The following is a 17,927-nucleotide window of genomic DNA, read 5'->3' as shown; positions in this document are numbered from 1 at the left end:
AAGGGTGCGTGACTTGAAAAATCCGGTGTAAATCCTGAGACCGAGAAATCGTCACGCACCGCCGATGTACACCGCCAACATACAAGGGTGCGTGACTTGAAAAATCCGGTGTAAATCCTGAGACCGAGAAATCGTCACGCATCGACCCCATCACCCCCTCATCCCCTCATCATCACCCTTTCAGCTTGGGCGCCAGCAGTTGGTTCGTGAGTCGGGGGTCGGCGCGGCCGCTGGTGCGCTTCATGACTTGACCGACGAAAAAGCCTTGGAGTTTGGTTTTTCCGTTGCGGTACTGTTCCACTTTGTCCGGGTTGGCGGCGAGAAGTTCGTCGATGATTTTCTCGAGTTCGCTGGTATCGGAAATTTGGGTCATCCCCTTGGATTCGACTAATTCTTTGGCCGATCCGCCTTTTTCAAGCAGTTCGGGTAGAATTTCTTTGGCAATTTTGCCGCTGATCGTGTTGTTTTCAATCAACTCGATGAGTTCGGCGAGAATTGCCGGTTTGAGGGCGATTTCCGTAATGCTGAGTTTGGTCTCGTTGGTGTACCCGGCGATGTCCCCCATGACCCAGTTCGCTGCTTGTTTGGCGGGGGCGCCGGCGGCGACGACCGCCTCGAAGTATTCGGCCACGTCCCGTTCTTCAGTGAGAACTCGGGCGTCGTAAGCGGACAAGCCCCACTCTTCTTCGTAACGGTGGCGTTTTTCGGCGGGAAGTTCGGGAAGTTCGCCTTTCCAAGCCTCTCGCTGTTCGACGCTCACTTCAATGGGGCATAAATCGGGTTCGGGGAAGTAGCGGTAATCGCTCGACCCTTCTTTACTCCGCATACTAATCGTTTGCTGGCTGTTTTCTTCCCACAGCCGCGTTTCTTGGACGATGGGTTCTCCCGTTTCCATGCACTCGAGTTGGCGTTCGATTTCGTAGTCGATCGCCTTTTGGATGGCGCTGAAGGAGTTCATGTTCTTGATTTCGACTTTGGTGCCGAACTCCTTCTGACCCACCGGACGGATGGAGATGTTCACGTCGCAGCGCAGCGACCCTTCTTGCATGTTGCCGTCGCTGACCCCCAGGTAGCGCACGATGCGGCGCAGTTCTTGGCCGTATTCGGCGGCTTCTTTCCCCGATCGAATGTCCGGTTCTGAGACGATTTCGAGGAGGGCGATTCCCGCGCGGTTGTAATCGACGAGAGAGTACGTCGAACCCGAGAGGCGATCGCTTCCAGCGTGGACGAGTTTTCCGGCATCTTCTTCCATGTGCAGGCGCGTGATACCGATGCGCTTGCGGTAGGGTTCGCCGTCATCGCCGACGAGTTCGATTTCCAGCCAGCCATGCTCGGCGATCGGTAAGTCGTACTGGGAAATCTGGTAGTTTTTAGGCAGGTCGGGATAAAAGTACTGTTTGCGATCGAATTTGCTGTATGGCGCGATCTGGCAGTTGAGGGCGAGACCAGTTTTCACGGCGTATTCGAGAACTTTCTCGTTGAGAACGGGCAACACCCCCGGCAATCCCATGCAAATCGGGTCGATGTTAGTGTTGGGGTCGGCACCGAATTGGGTTGAAGAGTCTGAAAAGATTTTGGTTTCGGTGCTGAGCTGGCAGTGAGTTTCTAGCCCGATAATGGCTTCGTACTCGGTTTTCGTCGGTGCGGCTACGGTCATGTCTGTTGCCAATGGAATCGATTGACATCCTCACCGCCGAAAGAAGGACGGTGATTCCCAAACCTCACGATTTGGGTTCCTGCTTCTGTCCCTCGCGGGTTTTTCGCAACAGCTCGACCGGGCGCAATGCCTTTCAAGTCTTCGTTCGCTCCACAGGCTGTAACGGTGTGTCCCACCGCCAAAATTCTAACTTAATTGGAGTGTGAGGTAAACTTACTAACTTGGTTTTCGTTAGGCAGTTTAACCACTTACGTCCATTGTACGGTAAAGCCGCCCTTCTAGGGCGGGGTTTTAGACCCAAAATTTTTGATAAAACTGCGTCTGGGCGAGAGTATGCTTCTTATTGCACCCCTTGCGGTCTCGAACGAGCGACGGGTCGAGGGAGAGTTCGACTCGAGGGAATTCAAGTGTTAGAAAGGATATGGTTCGATCGCCCGTGAGAGCGATAACGAACGATCGCCGATTTTTTTGACCCCCGTGGTAAAATCGAGCCACAGCATTTGTTTTTTTAGTATCGATCTCTAAAACAAGTTAAGCATGAACGAAATCACTCCAAACGAAATGCGAGAACGCCTCGGAAATATCGACCAAATTCGCGATATTTTGTTTGGCGATAAAACGCGGCAATACGAACGCAAATTCCAGCACCTCGAATCGGAAATTTCGGCACTTCGTCACGACTTGACCGAGCAAATCGATCGGTTGCGAAACGTTTTTACGACCGATCTGCGCTCGACGATCGATGCCATCGAGAAAAAAATCCAATATGTGAACACGTCTCTCGACGAAGAAAGCAACGATTTAAGAAACCAACTCGGTTCGGTTGAAAGTCGTTTTTCGGGTAACTTAGTCGTCGTCGAAAAAACTTTAAAAAATCAGGTCAACGGACTGCAAGAAGATCTCGTTGAAACCCGCGATCGCCTCGACGAAGACGTGCGATCGCTCAAGGTTCAAATTCTGGCCGAACTCAACAAGCGATCGCAAGATCTCGAAAGTGACAAAATGTCACGGGGAGACTTGGCCGAACTGCTGTTCGACGTCTGTATGCGAATCAAAGGAAACGACAGTGGAACTGACGCCTCGGACTCATCCAACGACAGCACCGCAGCACTATTTCTTCCCGAACGACAAAACGAGTACCACAGCGAACCCTCGGAATGACCGCGCCCGAAAACCCGACGCCTCGATCGCCGCAACCCGACACGGACGCAAACGACCCCATTGAGGCGTTGCGTCAGTTGTTGTTAGATCTCGGTGAAACCCCGCCATCAGCATCTGAGGAAAGCGAACCCTCTCCCCCCCCACGGCCGCGACGGCAAGAGAGCCTGTCACTGTCGAACTTGCCGCTACAGTCAGATACCCATCGCATCGAATCGCTTCCGCCAACTCCCTCCCCCAAGCGGCCGACGCCCGAAAATTCGACTCGGAAGACTTCTCCGCCGCCAACCCCTCAACCCCCCCCGCCATCAGACCCTTCGCCTCCCGAGCGAAACCTGCCCGTTTTAGCCGCCTCGGCCGATCGCGATCGCCTCGATCGCCTCGATCGCCAACTACAAGATCTCGAAGATCGCCTCGAGGAAGCCACGGGATCGATGGGACTGCTGATGCCCATCGTCAAAGAAATTTTGTCGAGTCTCACTCCCGTCGAACTGCGAAACGAAGTGATTAACGCCCTCGTTCCCGCCATCGATCGCGTGATTCGCGAACGGGTCAAACAGAACCCCCACGCTATGCACCAAGCGATCTCCGACATTCTCCCCGGTGCCATCGCCGAAGAAATCGCCAACCGTCCCCAAAGCATCGCCAACGCCCTCGGCCCCGAAATCGCCGCCGCCATTCGCCGCCAAATCGAACTCGATCGAGACGCCATCCGCGACGCCCTCGCCTCGGAAATGGGTCGCTTCATCAAAGCCCAAATCGAACTCGAACGAGACGCTATGGTCGATGCCCTCTACCCCGTCATCGGCAACACCATCGCCAAATACATGGCCGAAGCCGTTCGCGAAATTAACGCGAAGGTCGAAAACGCCCTCAGCTTTGAAGGAGTGCGCCGCAAAATCCGCGCCCGTATGCAAGGGGTGTCCGAAGCCGAACTGATTTTACAAGAAGCCTTACCCTTCCGCGTCAAAGCCGCGTTTCTCATCCACAAAGGCTCGGGTTTGGTCATCAGCAACGCCCAAATTTCCCTCGACGACGAAGGACTCGACGCCGATACTATCGCCGGGATGCTCACCGCCATTCGGAGTTTTGCCGCCGACTGCATCGTCCCCAACGGACAGGTTTCAGAACTATCCCAAATCGAATACGACACCTTCGACATCACTATGGAAGTGGCGGGGTACTGTTACCTAGCCCTCGTCAGCGAAGGGGTTCCTCCCAAGCAGTTTATCGAGCAGTTTCGCCAGACTCTCGGCTACATCGTGCAGAAATACGGCGACCCCATCGAACAATACGACGGCAACCCCGATACGATTCCCCCCGCTGTAGGCAACCGCGTACAAATGCTCGTCGAAGCTGCCAACGCCACTAACACCGAAGACTCTCAACGTCACCCGCCGTTTTTACTGATTTTTTGTGGATTGCTGCTGCTAGGACTCGGGGCTTGGGGCGTCCGTACCCTGTGGGTGGGACGGTGGATCGCCAAGGCACAGACGGCGTTGCAATCGACACCAGAACTGGCAGTGTACCGTCTCGACGCCAGTGTCAAACGCAACGCCCTCGTGATTTCGGGGGAAGTGCCGACGCCGAGATTGCGCGATCGCGCCGAAGCCGTCGTTAGCGAAACCCTCCCCCAACGCCGCATTGACAACCGCATCGTAGCCGTCAACGTCCCGCCAGATCCCGACTCCATCGAAGCGGAAGTCGAACGGACGGCGGCTGCGGTCAACGCCTTGGAAAACGTGGACGTTCGAGTTCAGTATACGGACGGTCGCGTGTCAGTGTTCGGAGAAATTTCCGATGCGGCCACCGCCGGCCGCGTCAGCCGAGCTTTCGAGCAGATTCCTGGGGTCGATCGCGTGGTGAACACCGCTCGCACGGACGAATCGCCCGTTGAAGGTCGGTTGTATTTCGCCGCCGGTTCGTCCACGTTATCCTCGGAAAACCGACAAACGAAACTCGTGCCGTTAGCAGAGTTTTTGTTAGAGTTTTCTCAACTCCAGTTGACGGCGATCGGGCATACCGACCCCACCGGAACGCGAGAGGCCAACCAGAAACTCTCGCTCGAACGAGCGAACGCGGTGAAAGCCGCCCTCGTCGAGTTAGGTGTCGCGCCCGATCGCATCCGCACTCAGGGATCGCCCGAACCGCCGCCTGACGTAGAGGCCGGGCGATCGCCCCAATTGAGTCGGTGCGTTCGGTTTGAAGTATCGACACCCGAAACCGACAATCGGTAACGTTCGAGAGAAGCAATGACAGTCATATCTAGAAAAATTTGTATGGTCGGGGATTTTAGCGTCGGTAAAACCAGCTTGATTCGACGCTTTGTCGAAGAAAAATTCAGCGATCGCTACCTCTCGACCGTGGGCGTTAAAATTTCTCGCAAAGCCGTCGAAGTCGTACCGGAAGACGCAGCAGAACCCAAGAAAATCCAGTTGTTGATTTGGGACTTAGAAGGACACACGAAGTTCAAATCCATCGCTCCGAGTTACTTACAAGGTGCCAAAGGCGCTCTCATCGTCGCCGACGTGACCCGAGGCGAAACCATCGAACGCATTCGCGACCACATCGATCTGTTTTTATCGGTCAATCCCCAGGGATGGACGATCGTGGCTCTGAATAAATCTGATCTGGCTAACGCCGACAAACTCGCTCACCTGCGACAAACTGTCGAAGCCAAACAGTACGAGCGCGTCGTTTCCATTTATTTGACCTCGGCCAAAACCGGCGATAACGTCGATCTCATCTTTCAGGAGATCGCGACGCTGGCCTTGTAAGCCGTAGCGATACCTCCGATCGATCTTCCAAGACCTGGCACAATAGAATTTAACAGCCGAAGACGGTCGGGCTTGCATCGGTCGACCGTTGCCCCTGTCATACCCATTTGCCTAGAGAACGCAAAATGTCGAACGAGGACGCCAACACTTTCTCCCCACTCACGACACGGGAGGCACTCATCGATATCGCAGCGTTGGACGAGCTGACGCTCGGCGATACCGAGTTTCAACAGGAGATTTTAGAAACCTACGTCGAAGATATGCCGACGTGCCTCACCAAGCTCAAACAGGCGTTCGGCGATCGAAACTGGAACGACTTCGTTTCCCACGCACACCAAATGAAAGGGGCCAGTCGGACGGCTTGTGTCAAATCGATTCCAGACATCGCCGAACGACTCGAAGCTTGCGGAAGCGATCTCGAGGAAAACGAGATTCGCGGGTTAATTGAAAAGCTCGAAATCCTCATCGATCGCGTGAGGGACTGCGCGCGACATTGGGACCCATGAACGACGAACGCCTCAAAGCCGACGCGAAATTGCTGGTCATCGAGGACGATGCGACGACTCGGTTGCTGTTGCGAAAAATTTTGCAGCAAGAAGGCTACGAGGTCGTTTTGGCGAAAAACGGGATCGAAGGTTTGGATAAGGCGATCGAACTGAGTCCCTCGGTGGTGATTAGTGATTGGGTCATGCCGGGACTCGATGGCATTGAGGTTTGTCGTCGGTTGCGAGCGAACGCCGATTTGTCGGGGACGTTTTTGATTTTGTTGTCCTCCCGCGAAACCGTTTCCGATCGCGTTCAGGGACTCGATGCCGGAGCTGATGAGTTTCTCTCGAAACCCATCGACCCCAACGAACTGAAAGCTCGAGTCCGTGCGGGATTGCGTCAGTACCAATTGCACCGCCAGCTCAGCGTCGCCAACAGTAATTTAGTCGAAACTCTGCAAAAACTCCAACAAGCCCAAGCACGTTTGATTCAAAGTGAAAAAATGTCGAGTTTGGGACAGATGGTCGCGGGGATCGCTCACGAAATTAACAATCCAATCAATTTTATAGAGGGTAATTTATCTTTTGCGAAAGACTATCTTCAAGATCTTTTAGCAATTATCGAACTATATCAAAAGTATCACTCGCCGCCCGAGACTGAAATTCAAGATAAACTCGATGAAGTCGATCTGCAATTTTTAATAGAAGATTCCGATCGACTGATAGAATCGATGCGATTCGGTGCGACGAGAATTCATCAAATCGTCAAACATTTAAAAAATTTCGTGCGATTAGACGAAGCAGAAATGAAGCGCGTCGACGTACACGATGGATTAAAAAGTACGTTGATTATGTTGCAAAATCGCATTAAATTTGAAGGAACGAAAGAGATTAAAATTGTTGAAAAATATGACAAGCTTCCTAAAGTAGATTGTTATCCCGGACAACTCAATCAAGTTTTTTTGAATATTCTCAATAATGCAGTTTATTTTTTACATGAATACACTCGAAAGCATATTATTGACGATCCGATCGTTAAAATTGAAACAGAGTTAATTCGAGAGCGATCGGAAATCTGTATTACGATCTCCAATAACGGGCCGAGTATTTCTGAAGACGTTCGTCCGAAAGTATTCGATCCGTTTTTTACGACCAAACCCGTCGGAAAAGGAACGGGAATGGGGCTTTCAATTTGCTATCAAATTATCGTCGAACGCCACGGCGGACAGTTATCCTGTGTCGTTCCCCCGGAAGGCGGCACCGCTTTTATTATCGAGTTGCCCCTCGAACAAGAAGATCTATAGTCCTGACGACGTTCGAGCGTCAGAACGAACCGATCGCTGCCTCGATCTGCGATTTATCTTCACGACGCGATCGAAAAACGCTCGAATTCGATCGCCTAAAATTAAGAAATATCGTACCAGTCATTTTCTTTATGTTCGACGCCATCGATAACGGGGCGCGTCAAGCCATGGAGCGAACTATACAAGCCTTACTGAACCTGCCTCAACTGGAATATTTCGTTATCGATCGCGATCGCACGATTCGAGAAATCTCGGTGGGGGTGTTGCGGTTTGGCGACCTTCCCGAAGAAGTGCAAATCGGACGAGACGCGCGATCGCCGTTTCCAGAACTGGTCGGGTTAGAAGAAGTTCTCGACGATTTGCTCGAACGGCGACGGACTTCCTTCATCCTAAAAGGAATCGCACGCTTCGCCGACGACACCTCGATGTTTTACATCGACCTGTATTTTTTGCCGAAAATCTTGGCCTCGGAAACCCGCAACGGTCAAATTATCGTGTTGGTTCGCGACTCCACCGAACGCATGGCCACCGAACAAGAATTCGGACAGATCGCCAAAGAATACAGCATGACGCTGATCGCATTGGAGTCGGCGAAAAACTATATCGATCGCGTCTTCCACGCCATGAAAGACGCCCTGTTCGTGGTGACGGCCACCGGACGCATCGTCACCATCAACAACGCCGCGAAAGACCTGTTCGGCTACGAAGAGTCGGCGTTACTGTTACAGCCGATTACCAAAATCGTTCTCGACGAGCGATTGTCGCAGGCGATCGAAACTCGGAAAAAACTTCCCGAAACTGGCGTTTCCGGGGAGTTTCGCTGTCGGACTCAACCGGGCGAAATCCGTCAGTTCGAGTTTTCCTGCGCGACCTTACAACAGGAGGACACCATCGACGCCTTCGTCTGTATCGGACGGGATATTACCCAACGCAAACGCCTCGAGGTACAACTGCAACAGCAAAGCCAGCGCGATCGCCTCCTCGGACACATGATGCAGCGTATTCGTCAGTCCTTGAGTTTGGCGGAGATTCTCAACACGACCGTCGATGAAGTCCAGCAGTGTATGGGGTACGATCGCGCGTTGGTGGTTCGAGTGGAAAACGGGCGATCGCTCTGCGGGTGTGTCGAAGCGGTGGCTTCAGGCTACGAGTCGATGCTGACCGGCGATCGCGATCTTCAAGCCGGACAGGATCGCTGTTTGGTGGGAGGGACGGGAGAACTCACCCTCGACGTCCCGATGGCGATCGCCGACGTGGCCTCGAGCGAGCGACTCGACGAGTCTTGTCGACAAATTTTGCAGCAAGCGAAGGTGCGATCGCAGCTCGTGGTTCCCATTTTCTCCAACGTTCAGACCTCTGTTTTGGACAGAGGAGAGGTCTCGAACGCCAGCATCCAGCTTTGGGGACTGTTGGCGGTACAAGTCTGTCGCGACGCTCGCCTTTGGGAGGAGTGGGAAATCGAACTGTTGCAGCGATTGTCCGAACAGGTTTCGATCGCCATCGAACAAGCTCAGCTTTACGGACAACTGCAAGCCGCCAATCGCAAACTCGAACAACTCGCCAGTCTCGACGAACTGACACAACTGTTCAACCGCCGCCATTTCAACGAAGTGTTCGACCGGGAGTGGCGGCGTATGGCTCGGGAACGACAGCCGTTGTCGTTGATTTTGTGCGACATCGACGAGTTTAAAAAGTATAACGACGCGTACGGTCACGTTGCTGGAGACGCGTGTTTAGAGCAAGTGGCAGAGGTCTTGCGAGAGGGCTTGCGTCGCGGCGGCGATTTGGCGGCGCGATACGGGGGCGAGGAGTTTGCCATTATCCTTCCCAACACGGAGTTATCGGGAGCGGTGGACGTGGTGCAGTCGATTCGCGATCGCTTAGCTGCGCGAAATCTCCCTCACCCCGCCTCGCAGGTGAAAGCCCGCGTGACCTTAAGTTTGGGGATTGCCAGTTGGGTTCCCTCGGCGTCTTCTTCGGCGGAAGAGTTACTGAAAGCGGCAGATTGGGCGTTGTACCAGGCCAAGGTACGGGGGCGCGATCGCTATTGCATTTATCCCCACCGGAAATGGAGAACGCCGACCGAGCGATCGTAAAACCCCCGGTTTGGGGGGTAAACCGAGGGTTTTCAGGGCATTGAGAGTGCGGGTTACGGATTCCCCGGTTGCGGGTAAGTGAAGTTTCGCTGCTGTTCGAGAATTTCTCGCGCGTCCCGTCCGGGGGTGTAGGTATAGCCGAAGTTATTGGGATCGGAATCGTCGAGAACGTTGGGGGTCAGCAGAACGATCACCTCTTGACGCTCGTTCTCGCGAACTGTCCGACGGAACAGCGCACCGAGTAGAGGAATATCGCCCAAAATTGGAACCTTACTGACCGACGTGCGATCGCTATCTTGAATAATCCCCGATAAAATCAGCGTTTGACCGTCGCGGAGGCGAATTCGCCCTGACGAAACAGAACGTTCTTGAACCAAGGTGACAAACTGCCCCTCTCCGAGATCCTCTTGTCCGACGGGAGCCGTGACACTGGGGTTGACGCGCAACGAGACAAAGCCGTTATCGTCGATGCGATCGATCGTCACTTGAAGCTGTAACCCGACATCCCGTAAGTCCACCGTTCGCGTTTCCCGCTGTCCGGCGTTGGTATCGGTAAATTCAACTTCGACTCGTTGTACGACTTGGTTCGTCAAATTGACGTTCGCCGTTTGGCCTTCTTGAATCACCAACGTCGGATCGGTCAAAATCTTCGCGTTTCCGCTAATCACCTGAGCTTGTAGCGTCGCGAGGAAACGAGTGGGGAATTGGAACAAATCGACGAGACTCGTCGTGATTTCGCCTACATCTCCGAGGGTAACGGTGGGATTTCCCTCGTCATCGAACGTAATCACAGTATCTTCTGCCAGGTCGACACCCGTAATGCCGGTATCGAGCGGATCTTCAGAAACCGCCGCTCCCGGTAAAAAGAACTGACCCGGAGGTGCGGGAATTCGCGTAACCGATCCGTCCTGTCCGACGATGACCGTATCCGGTCGCGTTCCGGGAACAGAGATAAATTGGTCGGGATCGAGGAAAATCTCAGCTCCCCCAAATGGGTTGTTGATAATTGGTGGCGTAATCGTGCTACCCGTCACTGTCGCACTCGAGGGGGGATTGCCGCCGCCAAAGTTGACGACTGCCGAACCGCCGTCGCTCGAGACGAAGGTATCGCCCACGCCAAACGAAAAACTCGCGTTGAAGTTTTCCTCGTTATTCAAGAATACGTCAACGATCTTGACGTTAACCGCCACTTGACGGCGGCGGGTTTCGAGTTGGCTGAGAAGTTGCGTCGCCAGTTCCACCTTGCGGGGGTTGCCCACTAGGGTAATCTCGGTGCCGGGTTGGTTGATGGTTTCCGCACGTGCGCCGATGGATACCAACAGTCCCCGCAGCGGTAGCGGCGCGAAGCCTTCATAGGGTTCCTCGCGCGTATCTGCTGCCAGCAGTTCGACTCGAGTTTGAGTACTCGTCGTCGTAATGGGGGGAACGCCTTCACCGAGCGATTGCGCCTGAATTTGCTGCTGTACGGTGACTTCGTTCACTTCTGCCCCTTGCGAAATCAAGAAGTTTCGGGCGTCGATGAGGTTGAGTTGATTGAGGCGTAGAGTGCGGCTGATGAGCGGACGGGCGCTATCGGGAAGCTGCGTCCCGACGACGATGGTGTTACCTTCTCGGTTGGCTTCTAACCCGCTCAACCGCAAGACGTTGTTAAAAACCTCTTGCACCGATTCGTTTTCCACGTCCAGGGTAATTCGCCGCCCCTGGCTTTCTTCGTCGCCGTCTTCTTCACCGCCTCCGCCGACGTAAGCCAGGTTCAACCCCGCAGCTCGCGCCAGCAACGACAGAACTTCTTCGACGGAGGCATCGCGCAACACCAGGCGCGGAACCCGTTCGGAGGTTCCTAAATTAATCGTGTAACTGGAGGGGTCGAGGGAGGAAATCGAAATATCGCCGACTGGGGGAGCGACGGCGCGAGGTTGAAAGGCGGGGGCGGGGTTGACGGGAGGGCGACCTTCAACGGGAACGCCATCGATTTCGATGTTGGGGTTGGGAACGAGAATGTCGGGACGGGTTTGCGTTCTCTGGGCGGTTTGTTGGGGCGTTCTCGGGGTTCGAGTCACGCTCGAGTTCGCTTGGGGGTTGTTCGTAATTCCAGGGGGCGGTGCCGACGGTCGCGACTGTGCGGCGGTGGCGCTCGCGTCGGCACTGTAACTTAAGACGATGCCACGGGGGGCGTCTTGGACGATTTCTCCGTTTGGCGGCGTTCCGTATCCCGTCACGACGACGCGGGTGCTGTTGGAATCGAGGGGAGTTACGACCACGGAGGCGATACCAGGAATCGGATCGCGCTGGCTGTAGCCGTTGCCTTGCGGTAATCGCAGTTTTGTGTTAATTAGGTCAGCCACGATCGATTCGCCGCGACGCACCAGGAAAATCTGGGGGCGATCGCCGTTGGCGGTATCCATCATCAGCACCATACCCGATGGCGTCTGACGAACTTCGACCGAGGTTACTTCTGTGGGGTTAGCCCACGCCACGTCTGGGGCGGCTAAAACCATTGCTGCGCCGACGCACAGCAGCCCACCGAGTCCGAAATAATTCTTCACCGCTCTCTCCTCAACGCCAATGTCAAATCGCGATTGCGATCGGGTTTACCTAGGTTTCCTTAAAAATTCCTATGGAAAGGGATTGCTGAAACTGAATCCGAACCGGAATCAGCCCAGGCGATCGCGCGTCTGAATCGTATCTATCATAGTTTAAGCGCGATCGCCAAGACACCCGAGTTTAAATTTCGTTGCACCCGTTGACAATTCACTGAATTCGAGATGCGATCGAGGGGCGATCGCTGCAACCTCTGCCCCCGTATGAAGTCACAGATCCGGCGATAAAGCCTGAGATCGTGGCGTTTTCGAGGTGCGATCGGCGGCGGGGCGATCGTCTCTGCCGATTTCTTATTGAGCGGCTTCTTCCCCTTGACCTTCACCTTCAGTTTCTTCTTGAGCTTGCAGTATTTGTTGCAACTCTTCTTGAGTCAGAGGAAGCAACGCCTGCAACGTAAAAGACGAATTAATTTTCGTTTCCGGCTGACATCCGCTCAAGATCCCGTTTCTGTCGAACAAAAACGTTTGGTTTTCAAGCTCGGCTTGAAAGTTTTTGACGACCAATAGGGGCTGAAGTTGCTCCATTTGCGTTAAAATCATGCGCGTTTGGTCGAAATTCCCCTGCATTTCGACTTCGTAGGTCTGACGTTTCACCTGGTTGTCCGCGCTGGCACCGAGAGACCCGTCTTGAACCAACTCGTAGCCGTCTTCGGTAATTGCCGCCGCGTTGGTTTGACGGCTCGTTTCGGGAAACACCGGCTCGAAGCGAGTCAGTTTCGCTGTGGCAAAAAAGCCGTCTACCTGTCGCTCGAGATCGGCATAATTTTCGATAACCGACGTCGGACAGCCTTCAGCGACCAACTTCGCACGCACCTCTTCAGGACCGAGGTTCGCGTTACGCTGTCGAACCTGTTGGTTGAGATCGAACAGTAACGTATCGAGACTTTCGGGACTGGCGAACATCGACAGTACGTCCCGCTGAATTTCCTCAGCAGCATCTCGCTCGATCTGCGCGGCTTCGATTTGGGCGACAATATCCCCTTGAGCGCTCCGCTGAGCTTCTTTTTCGGCGATTTCCCGTCGCAAAGTCGTCCGTTGTTCCCACAGGGGTTTGACGAAATTCAGCGCGAGATACACCGACGCCCCCAACCCAGCGGCGGCAATGACTACGGCGAGAATTTGAGGCGACAGCGTAATTCCGAATAGGGCGACACCTTCGGCCGCTTCCTCTTCGCCTTCGCGAAAGTCTTCGTCTGGGTTGACCATCGTTAGATTACCCCTCTACTTTGCAGTTGCTGGATTCGGTTGACAAGTCCTAATGCACCCTTACGCTGCAATTCTTGCAAAATTTCCGTGGCCGGAACTTCGCGAATTTGCGTGACGACTTGAAATTCGACGATCTGCTCGAACTCTAGGCTTCCCGACGCGTTATCGTCGTAAGTTTGACTGCGGGCCGGATAGTCCGTCATTTCAGCAGAAACCAGTTGAGTGGCCGATCCTTTAAACAGGGACGATTCCTGTAGCACCACGACGAAATCGTTGACGTCGCTAAAGGATTTGGCGATTCCCGTAATCGTGACCAGCGACGGCGGCCGTCCCGTCTCCGTCGGTTCGGGGGCGGGCAATCCCGACGGCGGACGGCCGGGATCGTATTCGATTTGTTCGATGCCGCTGATGCGAATGCCAGTGGGTTGGCGATCGCGCAAATCCTGTAACAAGGCCGACCACGGCGTAATGTAGTTAAACACTCCAGCGAGCGCCTGCGTTTGGTCTTTAATTTGCTGGGTTTCCTGTTGGATTTGCTTGTATTGCTGTTCTTTTTGGAGATAGCTGCTGAGTTCGGCGTCGAGATCGGCGATTTCGCCTTCTAGCCGTGGGATCTCAAACTGTTTCAGATAGACAAACGCTCCGCCGACGGCGCCGAGAAACGCCACGGCCACGAGACTCCCAGCGATCAGAACCGCTTTCCCCGGAACTTCGATCGACCGTCGTTCCCCCGTAGGGGCGATCGTTGACTCGGGGCGGTATTCTGGGCGATCGTTGAGAAAATTGATATCGATACTGTACACGGTATTAGACCTCTCGCAATCCTAAACCCAAGATGACGCCCAAACCGGCTCGTTGAACCACAGGAACTTCTTCTTCGTCCATTTCCAATCCTAGCGCAGCCACTGGGTCGATTTGGTTGGTCGGAATACTCAATCGCTGCATGAAGAATTCGTCGAGTTGTCCGATGGAACTTCCCGGCCCGACGAGGAACAACTGAGCGACTTCTAGCCCTTCACTTTGATTGAGATAGAAGTCGATCGAGCGGCGAATTTCGTCAGCCAGTTCTCCGAGAACTTTCATCATCGCTGTCGTTCCCGGATTGTTCCCCCCCATTGTACCCATAGTCATACTGTCGCCAGTGTTCACCGGCAGCGTCATACCTTGAAGCAGTTCGGTATTGCGCGAGGGGGGGAGGTTCATCGCCGCAGACAGGGCGCTTTGAATTTGAAAACTCCCGATACCGATGGTTCTCGAAAACTGGGGAACGCCATCGACGATGACGGAAATTTCGGTACTGTCGAACTCGATATCGGCTGTCACGGCAGCTTCGGAGGGCGTAAACTGTTGCAGTTGGTCGCGGATGCAGCGCAACACGGAAAAGCTGCTGACTTCGATCGCGTCCAAATCCAACCCCGCTTCTTGAAACACGCTAATGTAGCTGTCGGTGACTTCTTTTCGCGTGGCCACGAATAATAATTGATGTCGCGTTTCCCCTTCCTCGTCGACGAAAGACCGCAGCCGTTGAAAGTCTACGTCGGCCTCTTCGCGAGGGTAGGGCAAATACAGTCCTGCTTCTTGGTTGACGTACTCCCGCAGTTCGGTGTCGTCGAGACCGTCGGGAACCGGAATCAAGCGCACGATCGCTTCTCGACTCGGTACGGCTGTCGCGATGTGTTTGGTTTTGATTTTATGTTCCTCGATCGTACTTTCAAGGAGTTCGGACATCGTGGGCAAATCCAGAATCTGCCCTTCCTCCATAACGCCTTCGGGGACTTCCTCCGTGATGAAGTTGGCGATTTTGTAGCCCTGACCCTGTTTTTGCAGTTGGATCAGGTTGATGCGATCGGGACACAGTTCGATGCCGATCCCTTGTTTGGACTTCGAGAAAATATTTTTGATAAAGTTAACCACGCTGTCCTCCATCGCGAAGCGAGCGAACACACTTCCCGAAAGCCCGCGATCGATGCGCGTTTCGAGAGGTTGACCGGACTGCCGCCTCATCTCTACCACTGTTCTACTATGTGGCTCGAGTGCTTGACAAGCAACGGCGATCGCGCCTCAATGAGCGAAATATAACGAAATCACAACCGAGACGTGCCGATCGACCTGTCTCGGAACCGAACACACACCCATGCAGCACTCTATCGGAATTTCAGTCAAACAGTGGGGAATTCGCCTGGTTCTCGGCGGAGTCCTCGGCGGTCTCGTCAGTTGCGCGTCTGCCCCACCCCCTCAAGACGAGGGAACGGTGGAGTTTTGGACGATGCAACTGCAACCGCAGTTTACGGAGTACTTCAACGACCTCATCGCCGATTACGAAGCCCAACACCCCGACACTCAAATCGATTGGGTTGACGTTCCCTGGTCGGCCATGGAAGCGAAAATGCTGGCGTCGGTCTCGGCTAAAACCGCCCCCGATGTGGCTAATCTCAACCCCACGTTTTCGGCACTTCTCGCCGGTCGCAACGCTTGGCTGAACCTCGACGATCGCGTTCCCGACACGGTACGCCAACAGTACTTGGCCAATATCTGGGACGCCAGCCGCTTTGAGGGTCAGAGTTTCGGCATTCCCTGGTACATTACCACCCGCATCACCATCTACAATCGCCAACTCTTCGAGGCGGCCGGGATCGATCGCCCTCCCGCAACCTACACCGAATTAGCACGAATCGCAAAAAAAGTCAAGGATGAAACGGGAAAATATGCCTTTTTCGTCACCGTGGTTCCCAACGATTCCGGGGAAGTTCTCGAATCTCTCGTGCAAATGGGCGTCCGATTGGTAGACGACTCGGGAAACGCGGCGTTTAACTCCCCCGAAGGCAAAGCGGCGTTTGAATATTGGGTGAATTTATATCGAGAGGGACTGATTCCCCGAGACGTTCTCACCCAAGGCCACCAACGGGCGATCGAACTCTACCAAGCTGGAGAACTGGCCCTGTTGACCTCGGGGCCTCAGTTTTTCCAAACCATCGCCAACAACGCCCCCGACATCGCCGCCGTTTCCGAAGCCGCCCCGCAAATTACCGGCGACACGGGGAAAATTGCCGTAGCGGTGATGAATTTGGTGATTCCTCGCGATACCGATAACCCAGAAGAGGCGATCGCCTTTGCCCTATTTCTGACCGATCCCGACAACCAACTGGCTTTTTCCAAAGCTGCCAACACCCTGCCCTCGACGGTAGAAACCTTACAGGACGAGTATTTCAAAACCGCCAACGACGACACCACCCAAATCGACGACGCCCGCGTTATCAGTGCCGAACAACTGCAACGGGCAGAAGTTCTCGTTCCGCCGATGTCCGACGCCAACGAATTACAGCGAATTATTTACGACAACCTGCAAGCGGCGATGTTAGAAGAAAAAACGGTTGAAGAGGCACTTTCTGACGCCGAAACTGAATGGAACAACTTGTCTCGTTAACGGACTGTTGACGGAGCGAATTAGGGGCGGACGTTATCCGAGGTGTCGTGAGTTTGAAACCTTCGGACTTCATATTTCGTAAACGAAAACAGAGTTTGAAACCGCTAAAATCGAGCCAATCGACCCTCAAGACACCGTCTCGAATAGAGTTTTGACCCGTTCGCCCCATTCAGGAGAAATTATGAGCGATCGTTGCATGGTAGCCGTCGCCAAATCCGCTCGAGACTACCGCGTGTTTCGCATTAGTCCCCAGGACACCAATCGCATCGCCACCGTTTTCGACCCCAAAACGGCCGCCTCGTCCCTGGCCGTTTGCGTGGAAATCTTTGACGAAGCTGGAAAAACCCCTCTCCACTGCCACCATCGGGCAGTTGAAATGTTCTACATTCTCAAAGGGGAAGCCCTCGCCACCTGCGACGGTCGCGTATTGCGCTTAGAAACCGGAGATAGCGTCTTGGTTCCCCCCACCGGACTCCACGAACTCTGTAACGTCGGTTCGGGTCGGTTGTACGTGTTGTGCGTGATGGTTCCCAACGAGGATTTCGTCGAAGCCATCTACAATGGAACGCCAGCGGAATTAGACGAAGAAGACTTGCGGGTTCTGCGTCGGTCCGATTGTCTCGTTCCCTGTTAGGGTTGCTTCGCCATCTCCAAGATTTGCTGGGCGATGTTAGTGTTGACGGGCATGACAGACAGGCGATTTCCCCGTTTGACCACCTGCAAGTCTTCGGCGTCGAAATGCTCTTTTAACTGGGTTAGGGAAATCGGCGTCTCGAACTTCTCCACAAAGGCAAAGTTGACGGTTTGCCAGCGAGGGTTATCCGGCGTCGCTTTTGGGTCGTAGTATTTGCTGTTCGGGTCGAATTGAGTCGGGTCGTTGACGTTACTTTCAAGCACTCTTGCTAATCCGACGATCGCAGGCGGTTTGACGTTGGAGTGGTAAAAAAAAGCCAAATCCGTCGGTTGCATCTGACGCAGGAAATTTCGCGCCTGGTAGTTGCGGACGCCGTCCCAAATTGCCGTTTCGTCTCGCTGCAAATCGTCGATGCTGTAGTCGGTCGGTTCGGATTTAATCAGCCATTGACATCCTCTCCCAGCAACCCTATCGGGTATGCAGGGAGATTCCCTGGTTCACACCAAGGATTTCCTGCTTCTCAACCTCTTGACTAGACTTGAACTCAGATAACTTCAAGTCCCCGCCAGAACGATTCCACAGGCTT

At 54.0% G+C, this 17,927-nt stretch carries 15 protein-coding genes; 9 read left to right on the top strand and 6 right to left on the bottom strand.

Going from position 1 to position 17,927, the window contains the following annotated elements; genetic code table 11:
• Nucleotides 1-172: 172 nt before the first annotated feature.
• Nucleotides 173-1,657, bottom strand: a complete 1,485-nt coding sequence (gene gatB, locus POG22_RS03560; RefSeq protein WP_498903663.1) for an Asp-tRNA(Asn)/Glu-tRNA(Gln) amidotransferase subunit GatB — start codon at nucleotides 1,655-1,657, stop codon at nucleotides 173-175.
• An 11-nt stretch (nucleotides 1,658-1,668) separates the two neighbouring features.
• On the opposite strand from gatB, the gene POG22_RS03555 reads away from it, so the two are divergent.
• The 7 genes from POG22_RS03555 to POG22_RS03525 all read left to right on the top strand — a co-directional run bounded on the left by POG22_RS03555 (nucleotide 1,669) and on the right by POG22_RS03525 (nucleotide 9,477).
• Complete coding sequence (locus tag POG22_RS03555) at nucleotides 1,669-1,863, top strand: hypothetical protein (RefSeq protein ID WP_498903661.1); 195 nt, start codon at nucleotides 1,669-1,671, stop codon at nucleotides 1,861-1,863.
• Between the two features lie 331 nt (nucleotides 1,864-2,194).
• The gene (locus POG22_RS03550; protein ID WP_498903660.1) at nucleotides 2,195-2,818 is read left to right on the top strand and encodes a hypothetical protein; all 624 of its coding nucleotides are present in this window, start codon (nucleotides 2,195-2,197) and stop codon (nucleotides 2,816-2,818) included.
• The gene (locus POG22_RS03545) at nucleotides 2,815-5,052 is read left to right on the top strand and encodes an OmpA family protein (RefSeq protein WP_498903659.1); all 2,238 of its coding nucleotides are present in this window, start codon (nucleotides 2,815-2,817) and stop codon (nucleotides 5,050-5,052) included. Before POG22_RS03550 ends, POG22_RS03545 begins: the two co-directional genes overlap by 4 nt.
• Nucleotides 5,053-5,067: 15 nt before the next feature.
• On the top strand, nucleotides 5,068-5,592 hold the full coding sequence (locus POG22_RS03540; protein WP_074170921.1) for a Rab family GTPase: 525 nt from the start codon (nucleotides 5,068-5,070) through the stop codon (nucleotides 5,590-5,592).
• Between the two features lie 125 nt (nucleotides 5,593-5,717).
• Nucleotides 5,718-6,098, top strand: a complete 381-nt coding sequence (locus POG22_RS03535) for an Hpt domain-containing protein (RefSeq protein WP_063717322.1) — start codon at nucleotides 5,718-5,720, stop codon at nucleotides 6,096-6,098.
• Nucleotides 6,095-7,381: a sensor histidine kinase gene (locus POG22_RS03530; RefSeq protein ID WP_498903657.1), complete on the top strand. Its 1,287-nt coding sequence runs from the start codon at nucleotides 6,095-6,097 to the stop codon at nucleotides 7,379-7,381. The genes POG22_RS03535 and POG22_RS03530 overlap by 4 nt, the downstream gene beginning before the upstream one ends.
• 131 nt (nucleotides 7,382-7,512) lie before the next feature.
• Nucleotides 7,513-9,477 carry a diguanylate cyclase gene (locus POG22_RS03525; protein WP_498903656.1) on the top strand — a complete coding sequence of 655 codons (1,965 nt, stop codon included), beginning with the start codon at nucleotides 7,513-7,515 and terminating at the stop codon, nucleotides 9,475-9,477.
• Nucleotides 9,478-9,530: 53 nt separating this feature from the next.
• Here POG22_RS03525 and POG22_RS03520 read toward each other — a convergent pair whose 3' ends face one another.
• From POG22_RS03520 to pilM, 4 genes are all read right to left on the bottom strand, one after another.
• Entirely contained in the window at nucleotides 9,531-12,023 is a 2,493-nt protein-coding gene (locus POG22_RS03520; RefSeq protein ID WP_498903655.1) for a secretin GspD/PilQ domain-containing protein, read from the bottom strand.
• A gap of 345 nt (nucleotides 12,024-12,368) precedes the next feature.
• Nucleotides 12,369-13,283, bottom strand: a complete 915-nt coding sequence (locus POG22_RS03515; protein WP_498903654.1) for a hypothetical protein — start codon at nucleotides 13,281-13,283, stop codon at nucleotides 12,369-12,371.
• A gap of 2 nt (nucleotides 13,284-13,285) precedes the next feature.
• On the bottom strand, nucleotides 13,286-14,086 hold the full coding sequence (locus POG22_RS03510) for a PilN domain-containing protein (protein ID WP_063717312.1): 801 nt from the start codon (nucleotides 14,084-14,086) through the stop codon (nucleotides 13,286-13,288).
• A gap of 4 nt (nucleotides 14,087-14,090) precedes the next feature.
• Entirely contained in the window at nucleotides 14,091-15,197 is a 1,107-nt protein-coding gene (gene pilM / locus POG22_RS03505) for a type IV pilus assembly protein PilM (RefSeq protein WP_063717326.1), read from the bottom strand.
• Nucleotides 15,198-15,417: 220 nt separating this feature from the next.
• On the opposite strand from pilM, the gene POG22_RS03500 reads away from it, so the two are divergent.
• On the top strand, nucleotides 15,418-16,707 hold the full coding sequence (locus POG22_RS03500) for an ABC transporter substrate-binding protein (protein ID WP_498903653.1): 1,290 nt from the start codon (nucleotides 15,418-15,420) through the stop codon (nucleotides 16,705-16,707).
• A 181-nt stretch (nucleotides 16,708-16,888) separates the two neighbouring features.
• Nucleotides 16,889-17,341 (top strand): cupin domain-containing protein, encoded by a 453-nt coding sequence (locus POG22_RS03495; protein ID WP_223307563.1) that lies wholly within the window; start codon nucleotides 16,889-16,891, stop codon nucleotides 17,339-17,341.
• Here the strand turns inward: POG22_RS03495 and POG22_RS03490 are convergent.
• Nucleotides 17,338-17,820: an EVE domain-containing protein gene (locus POG22_RS03490; RefSeq protein ID WP_498903664.1), complete on the bottom strand. Its 483-nt coding sequence runs from the start codon at nucleotides 17,818-17,820 to the stop codon at nucleotides 17,338-17,340. The genes POG22_RS03495 and POG22_RS03490 overlap by 4 nt on opposite strands.
• Between the last annotated feature and the right edge of the window lie 107 nt (nucleotides 17,821-17,927).

It is taken from the genome of Geitlerinema sp. CS-897 (assembly GCF_028368005.1).
Taxonomy (GTDB): domain Bacteria; phylum Cyanobacteriota; class Cyanobacteriia; order Cyanobacteriales; family Geitlerinemataceae; genus Baaleninema; species Baaleninema simplex.
Note: the sequence above shows the minus strand (reverse complement) of the source record. Positions and strands in the feature narration are given on the sequence as shown.